8 protein-coding genes and 1 pseudogene are annotated in these 9307 nt (G+C 66.7%); 4 read left to right on the top strand and 5 right to left on the bottom strand.

Going from position 1 to position 9307, the window contains the following annotated elements; all coding sequences use genetic code 11:
* A pseudogene (locus H0T81_RS12645) lies at positions 1–1134 on the bottom strand (AcrB/AcrD/AcrF family protein); the annotation flags it as partial.
* Between the two features lie 105 nt (positions 1135–1239).
* Here H0T81_RS12645 and H0T81_RS12650 point away from each other — a divergent pair.
* Both H0T81_RS12650 and H0T81_RS12655 read left to right on the top strand, forming a co-directional pair.
* Positions 1240–1611, top strand: a complete 372-nt coding sequence (locus H0T81_RS12650) for a GtrA family protein (protein WP_294013824.1) — start codon at positions 1240–1242, stop codon at positions 1609–1611.
* On the top strand, positions 1611–2336 hold the full coding sequence (locus H0T81_RS12655; RefSeq protein WP_294013826.1) for a class I SAM-dependent methyltransferase: 726 nt from the start codon (positions 1611–1613) through the stop codon (positions 2334–2336). The genes H0T81_RS12650 and H0T81_RS12655 overlap by 1 nt, the downstream gene beginning before the upstream one ends.
* A gap of 154 nt (positions 2337–2490) precedes the next feature.
* On the opposite strand, the gene H0T81_RS12660 is transcribed toward H0T81_RS12655, so the two are convergent.
* Together H0T81_RS12660 and H0T81_RS12665 are read right to left on the bottom strand one after the other, a co-directional pair.
* Positions 2491–3504 carry a glycosyltransferase family 2 protein gene (locus tag H0T81_RS12660; RefSeq protein WP_294013828.1) on the bottom strand — a complete coding sequence of 338 codons (1014 nt, stop codon included), beginning with the start codon at positions 3502–3504 and terminating at the stop codon, positions 2491–2493.
* Entirely contained in the window at positions 3501–4970 is a 1470-nt protein-coding gene (locus tag H0T81_RS12665; RefSeq protein WP_294013829.1) for a hypothetical protein, read from the bottom strand. The genes H0T81_RS12660 and H0T81_RS12665 overlap by 4 nt, the downstream gene beginning before the upstream one ends.
* Positions 4971–5172: 202 nt before the next feature.
* On the opposite strand from H0T81_RS12665, the gene H0T81_RS12670 reads away from it, so the two are divergent.
* Entirely contained in the window at positions 5173–6387 is a 1215-nt protein-coding gene (locus tag H0T81_RS12670) for a glycosyltransferase family 87 protein (protein ID WP_294013831.1), read from the top strand.
* Here the strand turns inward: H0T81_RS12670 and H0T81_RS12675 are convergent.
* Positions 6341–7570, bottom strand: a complete 1230-nt coding sequence (locus tag H0T81_RS12675) for an argininosuccinate synthase (protein WP_294013833.1) — start codon at positions 7568–7570, stop codon at positions 6341–6343. The genes H0T81_RS12670 and H0T81_RS12675 overlap by 47 nt on opposite strands.
* A gap of 100 nt (positions 7571–7670) precedes the next feature.
* Between H0T81_RS12675 and H0T81_RS12680 the strand changes: the two genes are divergently transcribed.
* A complete protein-coding gene (locus tag H0T81_RS12680; protein ID WP_294013835.1) occupies positions 7671–8306 on the top strand; it encodes an EF-hand domain-containing protein in 636 nt (211 codons plus the stop codon).
* A 52-nt stretch (positions 8307–8358) separates the two neighbouring features.
* Here H0T81_RS12680 and H0T81_RS12685 read toward each other — a convergent pair.
* On the bottom strand, positions 8359–9307 hold a 949-nt coding region (locus H0T81_RS12685; protein WP_294013838.1), incomplete at its 5' end, for a cyclopropane-fatty-acyl-phospholipid synthase family protein.

Raw genomic sequence — 9307 nt, forward strand, 5'->3', positions numbered from 1 at the left:
GAACAGCGCCCGGTCGCCGCGGTTGCGCAACGCCAGCAGCGCCCAGCCGATCAGTCCGGTGACCGGCAGCGCGGCGATCATGGTCGCGGTGTGCCAGCCGTGGCGGTACAGCGGCCGGGCCTCGCGCACATTGTTGAGCCACAACTGCTGCACTTCGGGCGACACGCCCTCCAGGCGCGACAGGCAGTGCGGCCACATCAGTGCGTGGAACAAGGCGACGACGACGCCCGCGGCGGCGGCCAATGCCAGGCGGCGTTTCCAGTCGCCGGGCGACAGCGCGGCAATCGCGAACAGCAAGGCGCCGCCGAGCAAGGCGTTCGACAGCCACACCGGCGACAGTGCGTCGCACACCGCCGACCGGTTGGCGTTCGACGCGAAGGCCAGGAAGGCAAGCGCGGTTCCTCCCGCGAGGGTCGCCGCGTAGGCGGCGAGACGGCGCTTCTCGTCCCGGTCGTCGACCCAGAACAGCACCGTCGCAGCGGCGGCGAGCGCGAGATAGATCAAAAGCTCGAGCCCGATCGCCAGCGACAAGGCGCTGGCAATGCCGAGGGTCGCGCCGCCGCGCGCTCGCCGGGGATCCGCCAGGCCGGCCACCGCGAGGCTGAGCAAGGCGAGCTGCCAGCCATGGTGGTCGATCCGGGTCGGCATGAACATGCCGTTGGCCGACCCGGCGCTGAACAAGGCGACGAAGCACAAGGCGTAAGCGGCCGGATGGACCAGCCGCCTGGCGGTGAGGGCGAGGCCAAACAGCAGCAGCAGATAAGGCACCAGCGGAGCAACCGCGACGGCGATGCGCTCGGCGTCGACGCCGCCGACCAGCGGTCGAAGCAGGAGGATCAATCCGGCGAGCGGCAGATCGACCAGCCGCGACCAGTGCATGTCGGCGCCGGCCGGTGGGTTGAGGCGGTACTGGCGAAGATCGAACCAGTCCTGTCCGGCGAGCAAGGCGCGGACCTGGCTGATGCGCATATTGTCGTCGGTGTCGACCAGGGCGAACGCGTGGATCTGCGCCCAGCGGTTGTAGACGAACCAGGCGCAGAGGATCAGCCAGGCGGCGAAAGTCACCCACTTCCAGTGCCGCTCGAGCAGCCGCACGGCCCGGTTGTCGTCCAGCTGATCCTTGCGCTCGCTCACTTTTCGCGCTCTAGCCGCTCGACCTCAAAGGGCAAGCGGCCGCCGGCGCGGCGGTCCAAACGCGAAGGTGCGATGCTCTCGACGAATTCCCCCGAACGCCGCGCAATGCTGTCGCAGCTGCTGCGTTTCCTGATCAGCGGCGCGTTGGTGACGATCCTCGGAGTCGCGGTCTACGCGTTGGTCGCTGTAGCGCTCCGCTGGCACCCGCAGCTCGGCAATCTGCTTGCTTATTTGGTGGCAATGGCGACCGGCTATGTGATGCACAGCCGGTGGAGCTTCCGCGATCACGGGCAGCGGACCAAAGGCACGGCGGTCAGGTTTGTCGTCGTGTCGCTGATCAGCCTCGGCCTCAACAGCCTGTGGATCGCCCTGGTCACGGGCCCGCTCGGGCTGGGCCCCGAGTGGCCGATCCTGCCGATGCTGTTCGTGACCCCGGCCGTGACTTTCCTTCTCAACCGGCACTGGGTTTTCGGCTGATGGAGCGCATCGTCTACGATAAGATGGCCGAGCTCGACCAGCGGCACTGGTGGTATCGGGCTCGTCGCCAAGTCCTCGCTGCGCTCATCCGCCGAAAGGCGCGGCCTCCCATCGGCGGCCGATTGCTCGAGATTGGCTGCGGGACGGGCCACAACCTGGAAATGCTCGGTGAGTTCGGCGAGCTCGACGCGCTTGAGCTGGACGCAATGGCGCGGGCGGTCGCCGAGAAACGGTTGGGCCGGCCGGTCCTGAGCGCTCCGCTCCCCGAGCTGCGCGGCGTTGCCGAGCAGCACTACGATCTGATCGCGGCTTTGGACGTCATCGAGCACATCGACGACGACAAGGCTTCGATCGCCTCGATCGCAACGCGCCTCAGGCCCGGCGGCAAGCTCGTGATCGCGGTTCCAGCGCACGAATGGATGTGGTCGGCCCACGACGTCGTCAGCCATCACAAGCGGCGCTATTCGAAGCGCTCGCTCAAAATGCTGATCGACGATTCGCCATTGCGGCTCGATTCGATCGGATACTTCAACAGCCTGCTCCTGCCGGCAGCGATGGCCGAGCGGATGGCATCGAAAATCCGTGGAAAGCGGGACGCGGACCTGTGGCTGCCGCCGCGGCCCGTCAACGCTGCTTTGGAATTGCTGTTCGCATCCGAGCGGCACTTGATCGGCCGGGTGCCCTTGCCTCCTGGATTGTCGCTGTTCGCGGTCGCCTCGGCCTGACCGGCTGAACGAGCCAAATTCAAGGTTAACAACCTCGCAATCTTTGGCTGCTTGTATGCCCCTCACATCAGCTGGATCCGGGGGAAATTGCGGTGCGGCTGATCCCGACCAATCTCGTCGAGCCGATCGCGCGCGCCAGGTCGATCTTCGAGGTTCAGGTCCGCGGCTGATCCACCCGGCTCTCAGCGTCGTCGGCGGGTGATTTCGAGATCACTCCAAGCGGCGCCGCGGGCCGACTTCCTCCACCCGCAATCTCCTGGACAATGTACAGCGGGCGCCGCTTCGCTTCATTGTAAAGACGGCCGATATATTCGCCCATGAGGGCGAGCACGAACATCTGGACCGCTCCCAGAACGACGACCACCAGCATCAGCGAAGTCCAGCCCTGAATGCTCTGGCCGCTCAGCCACAAATAGCCGATGAAGGCGATGAGCAGCACCGAGCTGATCGACAGCGCCAGCCCGACATGGCTCGCAAGCTTGAGCGGCGCCGATGAAAATCCGGTGATCGCATCAAACGCGAAGCGCACCATTTTGCGCAGCGGATATTTGGTCTCCCCGGCGAAACGCTGGTCGCGGTTGTAGACGATCGGAACCTGCTTGAAGCCGATCCACGCGACCATCCCGCGGATGAAGCGCGCCTGCTCGGGCATGGCCATCAGAGCGTCGACCGCGCGCCGGCTCATCAGCCGGAAATCGCCCGCATCGACCGGGATGTCCGCATCGGTCGCGCGCGAGAGCAGGCGGTAAAAACCGTGTGCGGTGGCGCGCTTGAAGGCGGTCTCGCCGGCACGGCTGCGGCGCACTCCGTAGACCACGTCGGCCTGCTCTTCGCGCATCTTTGCGAGCATGTCGGCCAGCAACTCGGGCGGGTCCTGGAGGTCGGCGTCGATGATCAGCACGACATCGCCGCGGGACAGGTCGAGCCCGGCGGTCAGCGCCAGTTGATGGCCATAGTTGCGCGACAGGTTGACCGCGACGAGCCTCGGGTCGTCGGCCGCGAGCCGCCGCATCGTCGACCAGCTCGCGTCGCGCGAGCCGTCGTTGACCAGCACGATCTCATAATCTTCGCCGACGCTCGCGCGAGCGGCGGCCGACAGCCGCTGGTGAAGCCGCTCGAGGCACGGCTCTTCGTTGAAGCAGGGAACGACGATCGACAGTGCGGTCATGGCCGGACCTGATACAGGACGGAGTCGGGCCCGCGCCAGACCAGATGCATTCCATCGACCAGTTGCGGGTCGAACGGGGGCGGGTCGATCAGCCAGACATAGTCGAAATGCTCGCGCGGCAGTTCAGCAAGCGCCCGGTCGATCCACCACCTCCGGGACCGGCAACCGTTGGGGCGAACGATCTGCGACGGGTCGGCGGAGAATATGCCCGGTTCGCGGTAGCGCAGCGTCAGCAGATTGGTGCCCTCGATCACCCACTGATCGTTGGAAAAGCCGTGGCGGCGGGCAATCACCATCGCCCCCAGGTGCACGTTGCGCTGCAGCGGCCACTGAATGCCGCAGCCGCGCCCGGCCAATGAGGCGACGCGCGCGCCCATCGGCACATGGTCGAGCGCTTCGAGCTTGGCGCTATGGTCGTTGGCGGCGAACGCCAGACTGATCGTCGTCCCGGCGGTCCGGAGCATCAGGAACGCGAGGCCGAGGATGGCGAGAGTTCGAGCGGTCTTGAGATGCATTTCGCCGCGAAAGCGGATTCCCAGCAAGGCAACCGCGAAGATGTAAGGCGCAAGCCGCATGTCGGCGTAGGCGGAAGCGAACAGCATGGCCGGCAGCAGCAGGAACATCGCCAACAGCACCAGCGCCGAGAAAGCAAGGTTGCGCGACAGGCTCAGTCGGCGGTTCGCGAGTGGGTAGACGATCACGGCCATGACCACGAACAAGGCCGCGGCATCGAGCACCAGCCAACGGTCGCGCAGCACCGATACGATCGCTTCGAGCTTCAGCTGCGGATCGAACCAATTGTGGAGCAGCGGCCCTTTCACGTCGTCGCGCCAGCTGAGGACAATCAGCGCCGGCAGCGCCATCACGACCGCGTGCGCGGCGGCCTTGAAGCCTGAGCGGACCCAGCCAATGCCGCGGTCGTGCTGCCGGACCGCCTCGGCCGAGAAAGCCATCAGCCCGAGCATTCCCCAGCCGAACGTGTGGGCGAAGAAGACGATGAAAGAGATCGGAACGAACAGGATCGCGCGGAGCTTCAGCCGGCCGAGCCGGGCAAGCCGCAGCCACAGGCCGAAGGCGAGGAAGGCGAGCGCGATCGACAGCGCATAATTGACGAAGCCGAACATGAACGGGTGGCTGAAAGCGAACGGCAAGGCGAACAGCACCGTCGGCGGCAGCCGCCCGTGAACCTCGCGAGCGACCCACAGGAAGCCGGCAACCGTCATCGGCGGGATTGCCAGAACGATCAGCTTGACCGCCAGCTCGAGCCCGAAGAGCTTGCTCATCGGGATGATCAACAGCTCGACCCCGAGGTTGCCGATCGGCGCCCATCGGTAGTCGTAATATTGCTGAAGCCACGGCGAGGTGTCGAGGTCGAGCTGCACTCGGTAGCGGCCCATGTGCCCGAGCAGGTCGACCAGCGGCGGAATGGCCGGATAGAGCAGCGGCACCGCCGACAGAAGGATCATCGCGGCGACGAACGGCCGGGCCTCCCACCAGGGCCGGTCACTGGTCCCGGATTGGCTCGGCGCTGGTGGCGGCATTCGGTTCTGGCGGTCCCCGTTCCCGACCCCACTAGCCGACGCTGCGGCTTTGTCCATCGGTGGGAGCAGCGGCCCTGGCCTCCCCACTAGCCTCACGCCTCGCACTTTCGTATCGCCGCCTCGGGGGGTGGATTTGCCTGAACGCGCCGCATCGAGCCGGTTGATTGGAGCGCTGGCCCGCTGGAGCCCGTGGGTGATCGGATCGGCGCTGTCGCTGCTGATGTTCTGGGTCGACTTCACCCATTCGGACGACGGCAACCTCGACGGCAAGGCGTTCTTGGGCCGCGATTTCGTCAACCTGTGGGCCGGCGGGCACTTGCTGTGGGACGGCCGCCCCGAGGCGATCTACCACGTCGCCGCTTACCGCGAGCACCTCGCCAGCCTGTTCGGCCCGCTGGGCGGCCACAATTATTCCTACCCGCCGATTACGTTTCCGGTCGCCCAGCTATTCAGCCTGCTTCCCTATTGGCTGGCGCTGCCGCTGTGGCTCGGGTCGACCGGCGCGCTGTTCGTCTGGGCGGCGCGGCGCTGGTGGCCGAGCGGCTGGGCGCCCGTCTGGCTGGCGGTGCTGACCCCGGCGGCGCTGATGAACATCTGGGCCGGCCATTACGGCTTCCTGGTCGGCGCCCTGTTCCTGATCGGATGGGAGCGGCTCGATGCAAAGCCGTGGCAGGCGGGGCTGTTGTTCGGCCTGCTGCTGGTGAAGCCTCACCTCGCGATCCTCGTCCCGATCGTGCTTCTGTTGCGCGGCCAATGGACCGCCTTGTTGTCCGGCGCCCTGACGGTCGCGGCGCTGATCGCGGCGACGTCGGCGATCTACGGCTGGAGCGTCTGGCAGCAGTTCCTGTTCGGCGCCGGCTCCTTCCAGGCCGGACTGATCGACGCCGGCACGTCGTTCTTCGGCTACATGTCGACATCGATGGTCACCGCGATGCTGCGGCTGTCCGACAGCTGGGCGCTGGCGTTCGGGGCGCAGATGCTGCTCGGGGCGGCGGCGGTGGCGATGGTCGCGGTCGCGGCTCGGCGGCCGCTGCCGACGTTCGACCTGGCGATGCTGGCGGCGACCGCGACCTTCCTCGTCCTGCCCTACGCCTTCAACTATGATTTGACGGTGGTGATGGTCGCGGCCGTCCGGCTGTGGGCCGATCCGAAGGCGACGCGCGCCGAGCGCTGGCTCGCGGTCACGGGATTCCTCAGCCCGCAGATCGGCATGCTGCTGGCGCCGCTCGCGGTCCCGGCGATGCCGCTGATGCTCGCGGCGCTGCTTGCCGGCCAGTTCAGCCGGGCGCTCCGGATCAGTCCTTCCGCCGCTGCTCGCGCCGCGCCAGCAGCCGCAGCCTGAGCGCGTTCAGTTTGACGAAGCCCGCGGCGTCGGACTGGTCGTACGCGCCGGAATCGGCCTCGAAGGTCGCGATGTCCGGATCGTAGAGGCTTTCGGGCGAGCGGCGGCCGGTGACGTGCACGGCGCCCTTGTAGAGCTTGAGCCGCACCTCGCCCTCGACGCGTTCCTGGCTGCGGTCGATCAGCGCCTGCAGCATTTCGCGCTCGGGTGAAAACCACAGCCCATTGTAAACGAGCTCGGCGTAGCTCGGCATCAGCTCGTCCTTCAAATGCGCGGCGCCGCGGTCGAGGGTCAATTGCTCGATTGCCCGGTGGGCGGAGTGGAGGATGGTGCCGCCCGGAGTCTCGTACATGCCGCGGCTTTTCATCCCGACCAGGCGGTTCTCGACCAGGTCGAGGCGGCCTACTCCGTGCGCCTTGCCGAGCGCGTTCAGCCGCGCCAGCAGCGAGGCCGCCGACAGCGCCTCGCCGTTGACCGCGACCGCGTCGCCGCGCTTGAACTCGACCGTGATCTCTTCGGGCGCGTCGGGAGCGCTCAGCGGATCATCGGTGCGCGAATAGACGTAAGGCGGGACCTCGGCCCACGGGTCCTCGAGCACTTTGCCCTCGCTCGACGTGTGCAGCAGATTGGAGTCGGTCGAGAACGGGCTTTCGCCGCGCTTGTCCCTGGCCACCGGGATCTGGTGCTGCTCGGCGAAATCGATCAGCGCGGCGCGGCTGTTGAGGTCCCATTCGCGCCACGGCGCGATCACTTTGATGTCGGGCGCCAGCGCATAATAGCCAAGCTCGAAGCGCAATTGGTCGTTGCCCTTGCCGGTCGCTCCGTGCGCGACCGAGTCGGCCCCGACGGCTCGCGCGATCTCGACCTGCCGCCTAGCGATCAGCGGCCGGGCGATCGCGGTGCCGAGCAGATAGGCCCCTTCGTAAAGCGCGTTGGCGCGCATCATCGGGAAGACGAAGTCGCGAACGAACTCCTCGCGCAAATCCTCGATGAAGATGTGCTCGGGCTTCACCCCCATCATCGCGGCCTTCGACCGCGCGGGCTCGAGCTCCTCGCCCTGGCCGAGGTCGGCAGTGAAGGTCACCACTTCGCAGCCATAGCGCTGCTGCAGCCATTTCAGGATGACGCTGGTGTCGAGCCCGCCCGAAAAAGCGAGCACGACGCGCTTGACGGACTCGGTCATGGGCGCGCCAATGCCCGCGCTGCCGGCACCATTCAAGCGCGATACAGCTTGCCGCGCTTACGCCGCCCCCTGGAATTTCACCCGAGGGAGCGAAGCGAAAATGATCAAATATCTACTGGCCGGCGGCGCGGCCGCTGCGACGATCGCACTTGCACCCGCGCTCGCCCAGAGCGTGCAGCCGGCGCCCGCCCCGAACGTTCTGATCCACCGCGCGCCGATGGCCGCCAAGGTCCACACGCGGGCTTCGGTTCAGCAGACGGTCGCCCGGCATTTCGCTCGACTCGACGCCAATCGCGACGGGTTCGTCACCAAGGCTGAAGCGGCTGCCGTCAAGGCCGCTCATGCAGGCAAGCGGGGCGATCGCTCAGCGATGCGCGCCGCGGGCCGCGACCCCGGAGCAATATTCAACCGCCTGGACACCAACCGCGACGGTTCGATCAGCCGGGCCGAGTTCGACGCCCGCCGCGCGCAGCGCCAGCAGCGGATCGCCACCCGCGATGCCAACGGCGACGGCCGCCCCGATGTTCGCCGGATGGGCGGAGGCTTCGGTGCGTTCGGTGGCCGCATGTTCGACATGGCCGACGCCAACCGCGACGGAAGGGTCACGCTTCAGGAAGCGACGGGCGCCGCGCTGCAACACTTCGACATGGCGGACGCCAATCGCGATGGCCAGGTCACTCGCGAGGAGCGGATTGAGATGCGCCAGAAGATGCGCACGGAACGCCGCCCGGGATGAGTTGCGCGGATACCGAGCAAAGGGCCTGGCGGGAAACCGCCGGGCTTTTTTTCTAAGCCTTGAGCTTGCGGTAGCGGGCTTCGGCCTTGGCCATGTAATCGCGCGTGATCGGCAGTGCGTTGCGGTTGCGGATATACTGGATCTGGTAATTGCAGGTGCCGCCATTCTCGAACATGACGATGCCGCCGGCCAGATAATATTCCCACATGCGAAAAAAGCGCTCGTCGTAGAGTTCGACGACCCGCGAGCGAGCGGCGGTGAAGCGCGCAAGCCATTCGCGCAGCGTGTAGGCGTAATGCAGCCGCAAAGTCTCGACGTCGCTGGCGATCAGCCGCGCCTTCTCGCTCGCCGCGAACATCTGCGACAGCGACGGCAGATGATAGCCGGGAAAGATGTATTTGTCGGTGAACGGGTCGGGAGCGACCGTCGCCTTTCCCAACCGGCCGATGGTGTGCAGAAGCATCACTCCGCCGGGCTTCAGAAGCTCGCGGCACTTGGCGAAGAAGTCGTCGTAATGGGCGAGCCCGACGTGCTCGAACATGCCGACCGAGACGATGCGGTCGAACTGGTCGTCGACCAACCGGTAGTCGATCAGCTCGAAGCGGACATGATCCGAAACGCCGGCCTCCTCCGCGCGCCGGCGAGCGACCTTGAGCTGCTCCTCGGACAAGGTGATTCCAAGCACGTCGACCTTGGCGACCCGGTGCAGATAAAGCGCCATGCCGCCCCAGCCGCAGCCGATGTCGAGCACCCGGTGCCCGGCCTTGAGGCCGAGCTTGGCGGCGATATGGGCCTTCTTGTCGGACTGCGCGGCCTCGAGGCTGTTGCCGGGGCTGGTGTAGTAAGCGCAGCTGTACTGCCGGTCGTCGTCGAGGAAGGTTTCGTAGAGCTCGTCGCGAAGGTCATAATGATGGGCGACGTTGCGCCTCGCCCGGCGCGGGTCGTTGCGGCGCAGCAGCGCTTTCAAGGCGGCGAGCCTGCCCTTGCCGGCGATCTTGCCG

The sequence above is a fragment of the Sphingomonas sp. genome, assembly GCF_013812825.1.
GTDB lineage: Bacteria > Pseudomonadota > Alphaproteobacteria > Sphingomonadales > Sphingomonadaceae > Sphingomicrobium.